Origin of the sequence: Streptomyces sp. NPDC021096 (assembly GCF_040641275.1) — a bacterium.
Lineage (GTDB): Bacteria > Actinomycetota > Actinomycetes > Streptomycetales > Streptomycetaceae > Streptomyces.
In genome coordinates, this window is sequence record NZ_JBFADG010000001.1 from 131,500 (window position 1) to 146,678 (window position 15,179).

Sequence of the window (15,179 nt, forward strand, 5' to 3'; positions counted from 1 at the left end):
CAAACTAGGCGGGCACGGACACGGAATCCGGGGTTGGACACGCCGTTTGGGCCACCTTGGCCATGCGTTCGAGGAATCCTCCGTCCGGGGCGGGTGCGGGGGCGGGACCCGTAGACTGGATGACCGGGCGCGTCACGGGGCGCGGAACCCTCGCTACTACGGGAACTACGGGAAGTCGCCACGTGTCGCTCACGATCGGAATCGTCGGTCTGCCCAATGTCGGCAAGTCGACCCTGTTCAACGCCCTGACCAAGAACGACGTGCTGGCGGCCAACTACCCGTTCGCCACCATCGAGCCCAACGTGGGCGTCGTCGGCGTGCCGGACCCCCGCCTGGCCAAGCTGGCGGAGATCTTCGGCTCGCAGAAGATCCTTCCCGCCACGGTCGACTTCGTCGACATCGCCGGCATCGTGCGCGGCGCCTCCGAGGGCGAGGGCCTGGGCAACAAGTTCCTCGCGAACATCCGCGAGTCGGATGCGATCTGCCAGGTCATCCGCGCCTTCAAGGACGAGAACGTCGTCCACGTCGACGGCAAGGTCTCGCCCAAGGACGACATCGAGACCATCAACACCGAGCTGATCCTCGCCGACCTGCAGTCGGTCGAGAAGGCGGTGCCGCGCCTGACCAAGGAGTCGCGCCTCCAGAAGGAGAAGGTCGCCGTCCTCGCCGCCGTCGAGGAGGCGAAGGGCATCCTGGAGTCGGGCCAGACCCTGTTCTCCGCCGGCATCACCAAGGGCACCGAGCGCGGTGACCTGCTGCACGAGCTGCACCTGCTCACCACCAAGCCCTTCCTCTACGTCTTCAACGTGGACGAGGACGAGCTGGTCGACGAGGACTTCAAGAACGAGCAGCGCGCGCTGGTCGCCCCGGCCGAGGCCATCTTCCTCAACGCCAAGATCGAGTCCGAGCTCATCGAGCTGGACGACGAGGAGGCGCTGGAGCTCCTGCAGTCCATGGGCCAGGACGAGCCCGGCCTGGCCACCCTGGGCCGCGTCGGCTTCGACACCCTGGGCCTGCAGACCTACCTCACCGCCGGTCCCAAGGAGACCCGCGCCTGGACCATCAAGAAGGGCGCCACGGCCCCCGAGGCTGCCGGTGTGATCCACACCGACTTCCAGAAGGGCTTCATCAAGGCCGAGGTCATCTCCTTCGACGACCTGGTCGCCACCGGCTCCGTCGCCGAGGCCCGCGCCGCCGGCAAGGCGCGCATGGAGGGCAAGGAGTACGTGATGGCGGACGGCGACGTGGTGGAGTTCCGCTTCAACGTCTGACCGACGCCCGCACGGACAGCAGGAAGGGGCCGCACTCGACCGAGTGCGGCCCCTTCGCGTTCCCGTATTCGGTTCAGCCGCCCGGCGTGAGCTTGTCCAGGTCGATGGCGACCTCGAAAGGGACGGGGCGCTGAAGGGCGTGGCGGAAGATCCCGGCCGGTGCGTACGCCCTGGTCGGCTCGTCCAGCTCGTAGACGTGGACGAGGGGAGCGCCGTCCTCCTCCTCGATGCACCAGTAGTGCGGGATCCCGGCCTGCGCGTACTTGCGGAGCTTGACCGTACGGTCGCGGTGCGCGGATTCGGGTGAGACGACCTCGACGACGAGCTGGATCTCTTCGGGCGCGAACCAGGTGCGGTCGGGGGCGTAGGGGGCCGTGGTCACCACGAGGTCAGGCTCGGGGCGGTTGCGGTCATCGAGGCGGACGGTCATCTCACATTCCACCTCGCAGTCCGGCGGGGCCTGACGTGTGAGTGCGACGGTGAGAGAGGTGACGAGGTGGCTGTGCCACCACCGCTGCGGGAACAGCCTGAAGACGAAGGCTCCGTCGATCAGCTCGGTGTGGCGGGGTGCTTCCGGGAGGCTGTCCAGGTCGTCGGCGAACCAGCCCTCGGGACGGGGCGGAATCATCCAGTCGGGCAGTGCGGTCATGGCTCAACCGTAGCCATCCGGCCGGGTGCGGACCATGAGATCGCCCTTTGTCACCGGCGCGGGAGCGCTCTGGGCGACGCGCCCGGGTTTTTGCATAGATGCGGATTTGCCGCCGGTGTGTGCGGGTCGCATGTGCCCGGTGGATCTCGGTCGCACGGGCCTGAGCTGCCGTTCACCACATCCGGTGATTCCTTGGCCTAGAGTTGCGGATCACAACCTACGGTTGCCAAGCTGTTGCGGACTGTCAACCCCTTGGGAGTGGACGTGGCCTTCGGTGACCAGCCCGCATACCTTCGCGTCGCCGGCGATCTCCGCCAGAAAATCGTCGCCGGCGAGCTGCCGCCGCACACCCGGCTCCCCTCCCAGGCGCGCATCCGGGAGCAGTACGGAGTCTCCGACACCGTGGCCCTGGAGGCCCGCAAGGTCCTGATGGCCGAGGGGCTCGTCGAGGGCCGCTCCGGGTCCGGGACGTATGTGCGCGAGCAGCCCGTGCCGCGGGCCCTGGTGCGTACGGGGTACCGGGCGGTGGGGGAGTCCACGCCGTTCCGGCAGGAGCAGGCGGACGACCGGGTGAAGGGCACCTGGGAGTCCCGCAGCGAGCAGGGGCCCGCCGACACCGCCACCGCGCGGCGGCTGCGGATCGCGCCCGGCGACCGGGTGATGCGGACCGACTACCTCTTCCGGTCGGTGGGGGAGCCGTGCATGCTCTCCACCTCCTGGGAGCCCCTCGCCCTGACCGGCCGTACGCCCGTGATGCTGCCGGAGGAGGGGCCGCTGGCCGGGCGGGGGGTGGTCGAGCGGATGGCCGCCATCGACCTGATCGTGGACAACGTCACCGAGGAGGTCAGCGCGCGCCCCGGGCTGGCCGAGGAGACCCTCGCCCTCGGCGGGGTCCCCGGCCACGTCGTGCTGGTGGTCTCGCGGACGTACTGCGCGGGCGGCTGCCCGGTCGAGACCGCCGACGTGGTGATGCTCGCCGAGCGCTATCGCGTCGCTTACCACCTGCCGGTGAAGTAGCCGTGAACCGCGTATGAACTGACGCGGAAGTCAGTTGCGCAGGACCCCGGAAACCCTGCCCGCTGGTTCATACCAGCGGGTAGGAACTGTGCACTTTGCCCCATTTCGCCCTGTTGTCAAGAGGGTGACTTGGATGTTGCAAACCTCACATAGTCCCAGGTCAGGGGCTTTTGGCGGAACCAACTCGGCCAAATCGCTCGTACGATGGCGCGGTTTGTGTCCCGCCCGTGAGGGAGTAGAAAGAAAAGGAGATCCGGGGTTTGAGCACCGAACAGGGTTCCCACTCGAATTACCGCCGGACCCTCGGCACGACGGCGCTGACCGCCGTCGGGCTTGGGTCGATCATCGGCTCCGGCTGGCTGTTCGGTGCCGAGCGTGCCGCCGTCCTGGCCGGCCCCGCCGCCATCTTCGCCTGGGTCATCGGCGCGATCGTGGCACTGACCATCGCCCTGACGTACACCGAGCTCGGCTCGATGTTCCCCAAGGCCGGCGGCATGGTCCGCTACGGACAGTTCTCGCACGGTTCGCTGGCCGGCTACATGGCCGCCTGGGCCAACTGGATCGCGATCGTCTCCGTCATTCCCGGTGAGGCGACCGCTTCGATCCAGTACATGAGCTCGTGGAAGTTCGACTGGGCGGGCAAGCTCTTCGACGGCAAGGAGCTCACCGGCACCGGCCTCGCCGCCGCGAGCGTCCTGGTGGTCTTCTACTTCTTCCTGAACTGGTTCGCGATCACCCTGTTCGCCAAGACGAACAACGCGATCACCGTGTTCAAGGTCGTCGTCCCGGCGCTGACCGCGGCCGCGCTGGTCTTCGCGCACTTCGACACCAGCAACGTCGGCTCCGCCCACGGCGGCTTCGCCCCCAACGGCTGGAGCGCCGTCTTCAGCGCCGTCGCCGTCGCGGGCATCGTCTGGGCCTTCAACGGCTTCCAGTCGCCGCTCAACATGGCCGCCGAGGCCCGCAACCCCGGCAAGTCGCTGCCGAAGGCCGTCGTCGGCTCCATCCTGATCGCGCTGGTCATCTACATCGCGCTGCAGGTCGCCTTCCTGATGGCCGTCCCCGCCGCGGACCTCTCCGGCGGCTGGAACACCCTGGCCTACAAGTCCCCGCTCGCGGACCTCTCCATCACCTGGGGCCTGAACTGGCTGGCGCTGCTGCTCTACGCGGACGCCTTCATCTCCCCGTCCGGCACCGGCATGATCTACGCGGCCACCACCTCGCGCATGATCAACGGTGTCCAGGAGAACGGCCACCTGCCGAAGGTCTTCGGCAAGGTCGACCCCAAGACCGGTGTGCCGAAGCCGGCCCTGCTGCTCAACCTGGTGATCTCCTTCATCTTCCTCGCCGTCTTCCGCGGCTGGGGCTCGATCGCCGAGATCGTCGGTGTCGCCACCGTCATCTCGTACATCACCGGCCCCGTCGCCGTGATGTCGCTGCGCCGCATCGCGCCCGACATGAAGCGCCCGGTCAAGCTGAAGGCCATGCCGGTCATCGCCCCCATCGCGATGATCTTCGGCTCCCTGGTCATGTACTGGGCCCGCTGGCCGCTCACGGGCAAGGTCATCTTCATCATGGCCATCGGCCTGCCGATCTGGGCCTGGTACGAGCTGCGCAAGCCGTGGGCCGAGCTCAAGCCGCACCTGCAGGCCGGCGCCTGGATGGTGACCTACCTGCTGGTCATGGCGTTCGTCTCGTGGGCCGGTGGCACCGAGTTCGGCGGCAAGGGCTACCTCGCCCCGGGCTGGGACATCGTCGTGGTTGTCCTGATCGCACTGGCCTTCTACGCGTGGGGCGTGAGCAGCGCGTGGCGCAACCCGACGCTTGTTCAGGTCGAGAAGGAAATGGCGGAGGCCCATGCGGCCGACGAGGCCGAGGAAGCGGAGCTCGCCCCGGCCAAGTAACCCTCACGGGTGGCCGAATGCGTACCTCTTCGTGAAAACCCATATCCGCTGCGTAAAGTCCGGGCGTACGCTCGGGCATATGCGGACTGCGGTTTCTTCGGAAGTCACCGAAGGGCGTGCGCCGGTGCGCGCGGCGACGGCGGGAGGGCAGGAGCGATGACTGACACCGGACCGGTCCTGCCCTGGCTGGTGATCCGCCAGGACGAGAACGGCAACCGCTACCGCGTCGGGCGCTACGCCACCAGAACGGAGGCCGAGCGCGTGGCCGACCGGCTGGACGCCCACGGGCGCCAGCAGCTCTACATAGTCGAGCGGGTCGGCCGGGCGGTCTCCTAGCCGCTTCCAGGGGAGGCCGGAGCGCACAGGCGCACGGCCTCCCCTGGTTTGCGCCCCCGGGGCGGCGCCTTCCCAGGCCCGGCGCCGTCCCGGGTCCCTCCCCGGCGGGCGCCGGGACGTAGGCTTTCCCCTCATGACGACGGTGCGCATGGTGGTGGGCGGAGCGGTGTTTCACCAGGGGCGGCTGCTGGCCGCGCGGCGCAGCGCCCCGCCCGAGCTGGCCGGCCGCTGGGAGCTGCCGGGCGGCAAGATGGAACCCGGCGAGACGCCCCGCGAGGCGCTCGTACGGGAGCTGCGCGAGGAGCTCGGCATCGAGGCCGAGCCGCTGGAGCGCCTCGAGGGCGAGTGGCCGCTGAAGCCCGGCTACGTCCTCCAGGTCTGGACGGCGCGACTGCTGGCGGGCGAGCCCCGCCCCCTCGAGGACCACGACGAGCTGCGCTGGCTCACCCCCGACCGCGTCGACGACGTCGACTGGCTCGACCAGGACCGCCCCGCGGTGGCCCAGGCCGCCCGGCTCCTCGCCGAGGCGGACGTCACCCCTCCGGGCACGCGCTGAGCTGCGCCCCACGCGCCTCGCGAACACCCCGCGTACGCCGAATGCGCCCTTCGCGGCGGACAGGCCCCCGGCGGGAAGATAGGTCGACCCCTATACCGGGTATGTGCTGATTATTATCCCCAAAGCCGGACATGCCGGGGCTGGGGTCGACAGCCTTCTGGGAAGTGGTCGGCGTGAGTGACAGCGCAGGGACCCTGGCATGGACGCCCGGCTTCGCCGAGTGGAGCTTCCCCGCCGAGGCCGGCGCCGTACGGACCGCGCGCACCCTCGTCCGCGACACCCTGCGCGAGTGGGGCCTGGAGGCCGTCACCGATGTGACGGTCCTGCTCGTCAGTGAGCTCGTCACCAACTCCCTGCGGTACGCCAGCGGGCCCATCGGCGTGCGCATGTACTCCCACGCGGGCCCCACGCTCCTCGTCGAGGTCTCCGACCCGCTGCCCGACCCGCCCCGCGAACGCGTGGCCGACGCCGACGACGAGGGTGGACGCGGACTGCAGCTGGTGGCATTGGCCTCCAGACGCTGGGGAACCCGACCGGGCAACACCGGTAAGACGGTGTGGTTCGAGCTGAGCCTGCCCGGTTAGTAACCCGGGGAGGAGACATAGCGGGTTGAGACCGTGCTGTGATCGTGAAGTCCGTGTTCCGAAGGGCCCCTGTGCTGGATACTCGGCCTTCTGATGCCGGTGCGAGCACATGAGCCGGAGGGGACGGGCACGTGAGCGAAAAGCCAGCGGGTACCGCGGGCAGGTCAGAGGGTACGGACGTCACCTCGCTGTGGCAGAACAGTCCGCCCGGCTCTCTCTACGACTACATCCGCGTGGCCTCCTTCTCCCTCGGCTCCGACGGCCGGATCGAGCAGTGGAGCGAACGCGCGAGCGAGTTGTTCGGGATAGCGGCCCGGCACGCCCTCGGCAAGGACCCCGCGGAGGTCTTCGCCGCCGTCGATACGCGCACCGGGCCCCGCCGCCCCACCGTGCCCTTCCTCGCCGAGGGCGGCCTCGACGGCCGCGCCTGGACCGGCCTCGTCCCCTACCAGCGTGACGGTGGCCAACCCGGCCTCGCCGAGATCTATGTGATGCCCAGTGAGAACGGCGACGGCGACCGCGCCGCGCTCTGCGTCGCCGTCGACGTCCGGGCGCTGCGGGGAATAGAGACGGACATCGCCGCTTCGGAAGCCGTTTTCGGCCAATCTCCGCTCGGGTTCTTCTTCTTCGGTACCGACCTGACCCTGCTGCGCGTCAACGAGAGTTTCGCCCAGACTTTCGGCCGCCCCGCCTCCTGGCACCGCGGCCGCACCCCGCACGACTTCCTGCCCCGCACCGAGGCCGACCGGCTGACCGCCGCCCTGCGCCAAGTCCTCGACACCGGCAAGCAGATGACGGACATCCAGCTCGTCGGCACCGTGCCGGGCCACTCCGAGCGGCGGCGCTGGTCGGTCTCGCTCTACCGGCTGCACAGCGGCAGCGGACGCCCCATCGGCGTCGCCGCCATCGCCACCGACATCACCGGCCGCCGCCGCGCCGAGCGCGAGGCCGCGGGCGTACGGCGCAACCTGGCGCTGCTCAACGAGGCCGGCGCCCGCATCGGCAACTCCCTCGACCTCGAGACCACCGCGCGCGAGCTCCTCGACGTCGCCGTGCCGCAGTTCTGCGACCTGGCCTCCGTCGACCTCTACCAGGGCCTGCTCGTCGGCGACGAGGCGCCGCCGGGCCTGGCCGACGGCAGCGCGGAGCTGCGCCGCGTGGCCTACTCCAGCGCTGTCTCCGGGGCGCCGGTCGACCCCGACGACAAGCCCATCCAGGTCGGCGAGGTGCACCGCTACCCCTTCCACTCCCCGTGCGCCCAGGCGCTGCGCACGGCCCACGTCCAGGTCGTCCCCGGCCGTGAGAACGACGAGGGCGGCTCCGAGCTGGGCGCCGTCGTGCAGTCCACCCTCGCCGTGCCGATGGTGGCGCGCGACACCGTGGTGGGGCTCGCCCAGTTCTCCCGGACCAAGGGCAGCGAGCCCTTCGGGGAGCGGGACACCGCCCTCGCCGTCGAGCTCGCCGCCCGGGCCGCGGTCTGCATCGACAACGCCCGCCTCTACCGGCGCGAGCACGAGCGGGCCCTGATCCTCCAGCGCAGCCTGCTGCCCCCCGGCGACCCGGAGGCCGCCGGCGTCGACATCGCCTGCCGCTATCTGCCCGGCAACGCGGCCACCGAGGTGGGCGGCGACTGGTTCGACGTCATCGAGCTGCCCGGGCACCGCACGGCACTCGTCGTCGGGGACGTCATGGGCCGCGGCCTGCGGGCCGCCGTCGCCATGGGCGAGCTGCGCACGGCCGTCCGCACCCTGGCCATGCTCGACCTCGAGCCCGCCGAGGTGCTCTCCGCCCTCGACGAGATCGCCCACGGCCTGGGCCGGCCCGGCGGCAAGCAGTCCGCCTCGCGCGGCGTGCGCGGCAGCGTCCGCCCCGCCGACCTCTCCGAGGTCTACCTGGCGACCTGCGTCTACGCCGTCTACGACCCCGTCACCCGGCGCTGCACGGTCGCCAACGCCGGCCACCTGCCGCCGGTGCTGGTCGAGGCGGGCGAGCCCGCGATGCTCCTGGAGGTGCCGCCCGGCATGCCGCTGGGCGTCGGCGGCGAGCCCTTCGAGGAGACCGAGGTCGAGCTCCCGGACGGCGCGCTGCTGGCCCTCTACACCGACGGCCTCGTCGAGTCGCGCGACCATCCGCTGGACGAGGGCCTCCAGGCCTTCCGCGATGCCCTCTCCGACCCCGAGAGGCCCCTGGAGGACGTCTGCGACCACGTCCTGAGCGCCCTGGACACCCACCACGGCGAGGACGACATCGCCCTGCTGATGGCCCGCCTGCGGGGCCTGCGGCCCGGCTGCGTCGGCGACTGGACCCTGCCCCCCGAGCCGCGCTCGGTGGCCCGGGCCCGCGAGCTGGCCCGCGACCAGCTGGAGTCCTGGGAGCTGACCGACCTGATCGACACCACCGAGCTGCTGGTCAGCGAGCTGGTCACCAACGCCCTGCGGTACGGCGAGGGCGAGATCCGGCTGCGCCTGCTGCTGGACCGCACCCTGGTCTGCGAGGTCTGGGACGGCGGCCACGTCCAGCCGCGGCGGCGCCGGGCGCGCGACACGGACGAGGGCGGGCGGGGGCTGCAGCTGGTGGGCCTGCTCAGCGCCGCGTGGGGCAGCCGCCGCACGCCGCACGGCAAGACGGTCTGGTTCGAGCTGGGGCTGCCGGAGGAGGGCTCGCCCGCGCCGGACGCGGTGGAGGCGCTGCTGAGCCTGTACTGACCGGGGCCGGGCGGGGCGCCGGGCACGGCTCACCCCGCCAGCCGCCCCCGGGTGCCCCCGCCGCCGAACGTCGCCGGCAGCAGGCCCGCCAGGATGATGCCGCCCAGCAGGGCCCCGCCCAGGATCCGCGTCGGATGCGGCGTCGTCGGCGCCCCGTAGTCCATGACGTTGGCCTCGGCCACGGCGCGGGCCTCACGCGCGAGCTCGGCGGCCCGCGTCGCCTCCTCGAAGGCGGAGGCCTCCGTGGCCAGCGCCAGGCGCCGCTCCGCCTCGGCGAGCCGGGTGCGGGCGCGGCAGCCGATCGCCCCCCGGTGGGTGGTGACGTAGTCGCGCGCCTCCGCCACCTCCGCCCGCGCGGCGAGGACCGCGCGCCCCGCCCGGGCCGTGGGCCCGGACCCGGCCGGGGTGGTCGTGGTCAGGGCATGGGCGTGCCGCAGTGCGGCGGCGGTGAGGATGCGGGCCTGGGAGAGGGCCGCCTCGGCGGCGCGCAGGGAGACCGCCGCGTGGTCGGTGTCGCCCGTGGTGAGGGCGGCGTGGGCCTCGACGAGGGCGGTGTCGGCGAAGGAGAGCCGGTCACGGGCCTCGCCGGGATGGGCGACGACCGGGGCCAGGGCGGCGTCGGCCCGGTAGGGGGCGAGCGCGGCGAGCGCCGCCTCGGCGGTGGCCACGCGCGGCTCGATGGTGCGGGCCGTCGCCTCGGCCTGGGCGAGGATCAGCGTGGCGTTGGCCTTGAGGTCGCGCAGCCGGTCGAAGGCCTCGGACTCGGCGTCCAGGCGCCGGTTGGCGCTGGTGCAGCGCGAGCAGATCTCGTCCAGCAGGTGGCGTCGTATGTCCTTGTCCTCGAAGGGCGCGTCGTCCAGCTGCTGGCGCAGCCGGAAGGCGTCGGCCAGCTCGCCCCGGGCCCAGTCCACGGCCTCCGCGAAGGGCCGGGTGGCCTCCTCGCCCAACTGGGCGGTCGCGAAGACCAGTTCCTCGGCGCTGGTGCGCACGGCGTCGTCCGTGCACACGAGGTTCACCGCCGCCTCCGCGGCCAGGTCGGGCAGCGGGGTCAGCGGCTGGGCCATGCGGGCGAGCCCCGGCTGGGTGGTCGTGGCGACGAGGACCGGGCCCTCGCGCGCCCCGGCCCGGCGCCGCCGTGCCCCGCGGGCGCGCCGGGAGCACACGTACAGCGCGGCCATGCACAGCGCGATGCCCCCGGCGACCGGCAGCCAGACGCCCCGCTGGCCGGGGACGAGGCCGTCGCCGCCGGGATCGGCGCTGCCCGGCCGGATGGCGGGGGTGCGGACCGCCTCGCCCTGGAGGACGGCCCGGTAGCCGTCGGCGGCGCCGACGGCCGCACCGGCCCAGTCGTGCTGCTTGAGGGCGGGCTCGATGGCCGTGGTGGCGACCTCCTTGAGCTGGCCCTTGCGGAACCCGGACTCCTTGTCGGCGGAGACGGCGTACTGGCGCGAATGCGTGGCGATGGCCAGGAGCACGTCGTGCGGGCCCAGGCCGTTGCGGTCGGCGGTGGCGTCGGCCCAGCCGCGGCCGGGCCTGCCGGAGAAGTCGCGCACGTAGGTGACGTACAGCTGGACGTGATGGGAGGCGTTCAGCCGTTCGAGCGCGGCCTCGACCTGGTGGCGGCGGCGTCCGAGGGCGCCGACGGTGTCGGTGATGCGGCCCGAGGCGTCCAGGTCGAGGGGCGTGTCGGCGCGTGCGGCGGGCGTGGTGGGGAGCAGGAAGGCGCCCAGCGCGAGGAGGGCGCTGACCAAGGCCCAGCTCGGCGCCCTCGGCCCCCACCACCACGAAAGCCGCGTCACGTTTTGGAGCGTATGACCGGATTGGCCGATCCGCTACCGGGAGGGAGCGTGGTTCTACGGAGCGTGTTCACGCCCGTTCCGTGACGCCCCGGCCGCCCCGCTCACCGGGGACGACGCCCCCGGGGCGCTGCGCTCCCCGGGTTCCGCGCTCCCCGCCGCGCCCCCGCTACGCTCCCCGGCGGCGGATCTTGTTCCCCAGCCAGACCAGCGGGTCGTACGAGCGGTCGACCACCCGCTCCTTCAGCGGGATCAGCGCATTGTCCGTGATCTTGATGTGCTCGGGGCAGACCTCCGTGCAGCACTTGGTGATGTTGCAGTACCCCAGCCCGTGGTCCTCGCGCGCGCCCCGCCTGCGGTCGACGCCCGCCTCGTCGGCCGCGTCGAGCGGGTGCATGTCCAGCTCGGCCACGCGCATCAGGAAGCGCGGCCCGGCGAAGGCCTTCTTGTTCTCCTCGTGGTCGCGGACCACATGGCAGGTGTCCTGGCACAGGAAGCACTCGATGCACTTGCGGAACTCCTGCACCCGGTCCACGTCCTCCTGGTGCATCCGGTACTGCCCGGGGCCCAGCTCGGCGGGCGGGACGAACGCGGGGACCTCGCGCGCCTTGGCGTAGTTGTACGCCACGTCCGTCACCAGGTCCCGCATGACGGGGAAGGCCCGCATCGGGGTGACCGTGATCGTCTCGGCGGGGTCGAAGACCGACATCCGGGTCATGCACATCAGCCGCGGCCGCCCGTTGATCTCGGCGCTGCACGAACCGCACTTGCCGGCCTTGCAGTTCCAGCGGACGGCCAGGTCGGGGGCGGCGGTGGCCTGCAGGCGGTGGATGATGTCGAGGACGACCTCGCCCTCGTTGACGGCCACCTCGTAGTCGACGAGGCCGCCGCCGTCCGCATCGCCCCGCCACACCTTGAAGCGGGCCTGATAACTCATGACGTGAGCTCCTCGTCCGTCAGGTACTTCGTCAGCTCTTCCTTCTCGAAGAGCGCCAGCAGATCGGCCCGGATCGGCGGCGTCTCCAGCCGCTCCAGCCGGACCAGCCCGAGCGCGGAGTCCGTCACGGCGGGCTGCGTGGACTCGTCCGCCAGCCGGCACACCAGGTGCACCCGCCGCCACCGCCGGTCCATCCCCGGGTGGTCGTCGCGCGTGTGCCCGCCCCGGCTCTCCGTGCGCTCCAGGGCCGCCCGCGCCACACACTCGCTGACCAGCAGCATGTTGCGCAGGTCCAGGGCCAGGTGCCAGCCGGGATTGAACTGCCGGTGCCCCTCCACCCCGGCCCGCCGGGCCCGGGCGCGCAGCCCCGCCAGGCGGTGCAGCGCCTCCTCCATCTCGCCGGCCCGGCGGATGATGCCGACCAGGTCGCCCATGGCCTGCTGCAGCTCCTGGTGCAGGGTGTACGGGTTCTCGGGCGCCGCCCCGTCCCCGCTCGCCTCCCCGCCCTCGGCGCCGAACGGCCGCAGCGCCTCCGCCTCCGCCAGCTCGACGTCCGCGTCCGAGACGGCCGGCGCCGCGCCGGTGGCGAAGCCGGCCGCGTACCGGGCCGCGTACAGCCCGGCGCGCCGGCCGAAGACCAGCAGGTCGGACAGGGAGTTGCCGCCGAGCCGGTTGGAGCCGTGCATGCCGCCCGCGACCTCGCCCGCCGCGAAGAGTCCGGGCACCCCGGCCGCTGCGGCGGTGTCCGGGTCGACCTCGATGCCGCCCATCACGTAGTGACAGGTGGGGCCGACCTCCATCGGCTCGGCCGTGATGTCCACGTCCGCCAGCTCCTTGAACTGGTGGTGCATCGACGGCAGCTTCTGCTTGATCAGCTCGGCCGGCATCCGGGTGGAGACGTCGAGGAAGACCCCGCCGTGCGGCGAGCCCCGGCCGGCCTTGACCTCGGAGTTGATGGCGCGGGCCACCTCGTCGCGGGGGAGCAGCTCGGGCGGGCGCCGGTTGTTGTCCGGGTCGGTGTACCAGCGGTCGCCCTCGGCCTCGGACTCGGCGTACTTCTCCTTGAAGACGTCCGGGACGTAGTCGAACATGAACCGCTTGCCGTCGCTGTTGCGCAGCACCCCGCCGTCGCCGCGCACGGACTCGGTGACCAGGATGCCCTTGACGGACGGCGGCCAGACCATGCCCGTGGGGTGGAACTGCACGAACTCCATGTTCACCAGGCGGGCCCCGGACAGCAGGGCCAGCGCGTGCCCGTCGCCGGTGTACTCCCAGGAGTTGGAGGTCACCTTGAAGGACTTGCCGATGCCGCCCGTGGCCAGCACCACGGCCGGGGCCTCGATGACGAAGAAGCGCCCCGACTCGCGTTCGTAGCCGAAGACGCCGCTCACGCGTCTGCCGTCCTTCAGCACCCGGGTGACGGTGCACTCCTGAAAGACCTTCAGCCGCGACTCGTAGTCGCCGTACTGGCGATGGTCCTCCTGCTGCAGGGAGACGATCTTCTGCTGGAGCGTGCGGATGAGCTCCAGGCCCGTACGGTCGCCCACGTGCGCCAGGCGCGGGTACTCATGGCCGCCGAAGTTGCGCTGCGAGATCTTCCCGTCGGAGGTGCGGTCGAAGACCGCGCCCCACGTCTCCAGCTCCCAGACCCGGTCCGGGGCCTCCTGCGCGTGCAGCTCCGCCATCCGCCAGTTGTTGAGGAACTTGCCGCCGCGCATGGTGTCGCGGAAGTGCACCTGCCAGTTGTCGTTGTGGTTGACGTTGCCCATGGAGGCGGCGATGCCGCCCTCCGCCATGACCGTATGGGCCTTGCCGAACAGCGACTTGCAGATGACCGCGCAGCGCAGCCCCTGCTCGCGCGCCTCGATGGCGGCGCGCAGCCCGGCGCCTCCGGCGCCCACCACGACCACGTCCCAGGACTGCCGGTCCACCCGTGTCATCGAAAAGGGTCCCTCTCCTAGAAGAAGCGCGGATCGTCGAAGGCGCCGCTGGCGACCAGGTACACGTAGAAGTCGGCGACCGCCACGCTCACCAGCGACGCCCAGGCCAGCTGCATGTGGCGGGCGTTGAGCACGCTCACCCAGCCCCACATGCGGTAGCGGACCGGGTGCTTGGAGAAGTTGCGCAGCCGTCCGCCCACAATGTGCCGGCAGGAGTGGCAGGAGAGGGTGTACGCCCAGATCAGCGCGATGTTGGCGAGCAGGACGAGCGTGCCCAGGCCCATGTGCCCCCAGGCGCCGTCCTCGTCGCGGAAGCCCAGCGCGGCGTCGTAGGTGAGGATGCCCGCGACCAGCACCGCGAAGTAGAAGAAGTAGCGGTGGATGTTCTGAAGGATCAGCGGGAAGCGGCTCTCGCCGGTGTACTTGGCGTGCGGCTCGGGCACCGCGCAGGCCGGGGGAGAGGCCCAGAAGCCCCGGTAGTAGGCCTTGCGGTAGTAGTAGCAGGTGAGCCGGAAGCCCAGCGGGAAGATCAGCACCAGCAGTGCGGGCGAGAGCCCCCACCACGAGCCGACGATCTCCCAGTCCGCGCCGCCCGGCATCTCCGCGCAGTTCTCCGCCAGACAGGGCGAGTAGAACGGCGAGACGTAGGGGGCGGCGTAGTAGTCGTCACCGGCGAACGCGCGCCAGGTGGAGTAGACGATGAACGCCAGCAGTCCGGCGGCCGTGGCGGCGGGCTGCAGCCACCAGCGGTCGGCCCGCAGATGGCGGGCCGGGATCGCGGCGCGCGTGGCGTGGTGGACGCCGCGCGCGGCGGGATCCCCCGCGTCGGCGGCGGATACGTCGGGTTCGGTACCAGTGGCCAAGGGGGACTCCGGTCAGGAGTGGGACGGTAGGTCTCGCCGCTGCGCGATGGTGGTCAGGGCGCGCGGCGGTCCCGGCAGCCGAGCCCCTCGTCGTCCACGTCCTGCCACAGCGAGGCGTCGTAGGGGGCGTCGGGGACCGGCACCATCTGCTGCAGGCCGGGCCGGCCGGCGTGCGGGCGCTCCGCGGGCGGGCCGCCGTCGTGGAGCAGGGCGACGCTCTCGCGCAGATGACCCGCGTCCGTGCGGATGCGCCGCACGTCCAGCACGCCCTTGCCCAGGTGTTTCTCCAGGCGCCCGATCGCGCGGTCGAGGTCGTCGAGGCACCGCTGAACAGCAGTCAGTTCGTCTTTGACGGACATGATGTGGCCTTCCGCGTCGGGGGTTGCGGGTGGCGCCCGGTCATGCGACTGAGAGTGTCGCGCGTCACACCCCTCGAGGGGAAGATAGCCGCCGCGATCGCGCCTTCGCGGGAGCGCATTCGCCGCGGCCCCCTTTGGGTGTCCCCGCGTTCGGCCAGGTGGGTGGCGTGCGTCAAACCGGCGACGTGTCGGCGCCCGTTCGCCCGAGGCGTCGCTTTCAGTTGACGCCGTCTGTGCACGACGCCGGACCGGCCCCTGCGGA

Annotated in this window: 13 protein-coding genes; 7 read left to right on the forward strand and 6 right to left on the reverse strand. The window is 71.7% G+C overall.

The genetic code is table 11. The annotated features are described in order from the left end of the window. Positions 1-182: 182 nt before the first annotated feature. The gene (gene ychF, locus AB0G59_RS00630) at positions 183-1,271 is read left to right on the forward strand and encodes a redox-regulated ATPase YchF (protein ID WP_360906549.1); all 1,089 of its coding nucleotides are present in this window, start codon (positions 183-185) and stop codon (positions 1,269-1,271) included. 73 nt (positions 1,272-1,344) lie between these two features. Here ychF and AB0G59_RS00635 read toward each other — a convergent pair whose 3' ends face one another. Then, positions 1,345-1,920 carry a Uma2 family endonuclease gene (locus AB0G59_RS00635; protein WP_360906551.1) on the reverse strand — a complete coding sequence of 192 codons (576 nt, stop codon included), beginning with the start codon at positions 1,918-1,920 and terminating at the stop codon, positions 1,345-1,347. Between the two features lie 264 nt (positions 1,921-2,184). Between AB0G59_RS00635 and AB0G59_RS00640 the strand changes: the two genes are divergently transcribed. The 6 genes from AB0G59_RS00640 to AB0G59_RS00665 all read left to right on the forward strand — a co-directional run bounded on the left by AB0G59_RS00640 (position 2,185) and on the right by AB0G59_RS00665 (position 9,022). After that, positions 2,185-2,937 carry a GntR family transcriptional regulator gene (locus AB0G59_RS00640; protein ID WP_071965240.1) on the forward strand — a complete coding sequence of 251 codons (753 nt, stop codon included), beginning with the start codon at positions 2,185-2,187 and terminating at the stop codon, positions 2,935-2,937. Positions 2,938-3,197: 260 nt separating this feature from the next. Then, positions 3,198-4,841: an APC family permease gene (locus AB0G59_RS00645; protein ID WP_360906553.1), complete on the forward strand. Its 1,644-nt coding sequence runs from the start codon at positions 3,198-3,200 to the stop codon at positions 4,839-4,841. A 156-nt stretch (positions 4,842-4,997) separates the two neighbouring features. Then, positions 4,998-5,177 carry an SPOR domain-containing protein gene (locus AB0G59_RS00650; RefSeq protein WP_360906555.1) on the forward strand — a complete coding sequence of 60 codons (180 nt, stop codon included), beginning with the start codon at positions 4,998-5,000 and terminating at the stop codon, positions 5,175-5,177. Between the two features lie 148 nt (positions 5,178-5,325). After that, a complete protein-coding gene (locus tag AB0G59_RS00655; protein ID WP_360907530.1) occupies positions 5,326-5,733 on the forward strand; it encodes a (deoxy)nucleoside triphosphate pyrophosphohydrolase in 408 nt (135 codons plus the stop codon). A 164-nt stretch (positions 5,734-5,897) separates the two neighbouring features. Further along, on the forward strand, positions 5,898-6,317 hold the full coding sequence (locus tag AB0G59_RS00660) for an ATP-binding protein (RefSeq protein ID WP_360906557.1): 420 nt from the start codon (positions 5,898-5,900) through the stop codon (positions 6,315-6,317). Between the two features lie 131 nt (positions 6,318-6,448). Beyond that, positions 6,449-9,022, forward strand: a complete 2,574-nt coding sequence (locus tag AB0G59_RS00665) for a SpoIIE family protein phosphatase (RefSeq protein ID WP_360906559.1) — start codon at positions 6,449-6,451, stop codon at positions 9,020-9,022. 29 nt (positions 9,023-9,051) lie between these two features. Here AB0G59_RS00665 and AB0G59_RS00670 read toward each other — a convergent pair whose 3' ends face one another. From AB0G59_RS00670 to AB0G59_RS00690, 5 genes are all read right to left on the reverse strand, one after another. Continuing rightward, a complete protein-coding gene (locus AB0G59_RS00670; protein WP_360906561.1) occupies positions 9,052-10,821 on the reverse strand; it encodes a TPM domain-containing protein in 1,770 nt (589 codons plus the stop codon). Between the two features lie 166 nt (positions 10,822-10,987). Further along, positions 10,988-11,755: a succinate dehydrogenase/fumarate reductase iron-sulfur subunit gene (locus AB0G59_RS00675; protein ID WP_071965239.1), complete on the reverse strand. Its 768-nt coding sequence runs from the start codon at positions 11,753-11,755 to the stop codon at positions 10,988-10,990. Then, positions 11,752-13,695 (reverse strand): fumarate reductase/succinate dehydrogenase flavoprotein subunit, encoded by a 1,944-nt coding sequence (locus AB0G59_RS00680; protein ID WP_360906563.1) that lies wholly within the window; start codon positions 13,693-13,695, stop codon positions 11,752-11,754. Before AB0G59_RS00680 ends, AB0G59_RS00675 begins: the two co-directional genes overlap by 4 nt. Positions 13,696-13,712: 17 nt before the next feature. Next, a complete protein-coding gene (locus AB0G59_RS00685; RefSeq protein ID WP_360906565.1) occupies positions 13,713-14,558 on the reverse strand; it encodes a hypothetical protein in 846 nt (281 codons plus the stop codon). A 53-nt stretch (positions 14,559-14,611) separates the two neighbouring features. Next, complete coding sequence (locus tag AB0G59_RS00690; RefSeq protein WP_360906567.1) at positions 14,612-14,917, reverse strand: hypothetical protein; 306 nt, start codon at positions 14,915-14,917, stop codon at positions 14,612-14,614. Between the last annotated feature and the right edge of the window lie 262 nt (positions 14,918-15,179).